This is a genomic window from Xanthomonas pisi DSM 18956 (assembly GCF_001010415.1).
GTDB lineage: Bacteria > Pseudomonadota > Gammaproteobacteria > Xanthomonadales > Xanthomonadaceae > Xanthomonas > Xanthomonas pisi.
In genome coordinates, this window is sequence record NZ_JPLE01000147.1 from 1 (window position 1) to 927 (window position 927).

Consider the following 927-nt stretch of genomic DNA (forward strand, 5'->3'; position numbering starts at 1 on the left):
TGAATTACGGGGAGTCGACACAGGCATATGTCGGTTTGACCGACACAACTGAGAAGCAAAATTTTCAGAGATGGCGCTGTCTTAAACATACAGCGCCTACGAAGGCACGTAGTTCTTTAAGATATTTTTCCTGTAGCCGGACTCGGCCATCAGAAGCGGGTACTTTTCGAAATCAATCAAATCGCGCGCCCGGGATGAGAAGTGCGCCTCCTCATAAATAATCTTGCAAGATGCATCATCGAAAAATTCTCGCAACTTCCCTCTTACCTTCGCGGCAATGCCGCTATCACACAAGATGGCCATCTGAATAATATCTAGTTGATCCGTCAACTCTTTGTATAGGTCTATAGCGAAAACGGCATGGCTTTCTTCTTTTTGATAGAGGTAAACATCTCCAGTTCCGATCTTAGCGCGATCGAAATATTCCATGTAGAGGCCAACAAGATCGACTTTGATCCCAAGCTCTTGTAGTGCTTGTTGAAAGTGGCCGTTGACGGAGAAATTTCCTTCGTCGCTCCCAACCCAAGTGACAAGATCTACCATCGAAACAACAAGATAGAAATCACACGCCGACAGCCTCGTTTCCATCCAAGTTCCCCGATTACGCCATGCGCTATTGCGATCATTGGCAATTGATTGCTATACGCCGTCTGGACACCGCCTCAGGTAATCCTCGGATGGGCGCTCGCGATAGTCAATCATCGGGCGTCACTTGCTTCCATAGCTTGCTCATCCTCATCGAACACGGTGACGACCAGCTCGCCGTTGCGCAGGCGGATGTGGAGTTTGCTGCCGATGGTGAAGCCGAGTTGTTCCAGCCAGCGGCCGCGTAGGCGTAGGGTGGGGATGCGTTGGTGGCTGTCGGGGTAGTAGCCGTAGCCGACGGTGCAGTGTTGCGGGGCACGCGGGTGGCCTGGGCGGCGCGGC

General features: G+C 51.8%; 2 protein-coding genes. Both read right to left on the bottom strand.

Features of this window, described 5'->3' with window-relative positions:
- Positions 1-96: 96 nt before the first annotated feature.
- Entirely contained in the window at positions 97-588 is a 492-nt protein-coding gene (locus tag Y887_RS17475) for a hypothetical protein (RefSeq protein WP_046965559.1), read from the bottom strand.
- A 110-nt stretch (positions 589-698) separates the two neighbouring features.
- The coding region (locus Y887_RS19525) for a SymE family type I addiction module toxin (protein ID WP_157004346.1) at positions 699-927 on the bottom strand (229 nt) is incomplete at its 5' end.

What these genes read in the sequence shown, in the direction of transcription:
- Y887_RS17475 (WP_046965559.1), bottom strand. Translation starts at nt 588, where the DNA reads ATGGAAACGAGGCTGTCGGCGTGTGATTTCTATCTTGTTGTTTCGATG.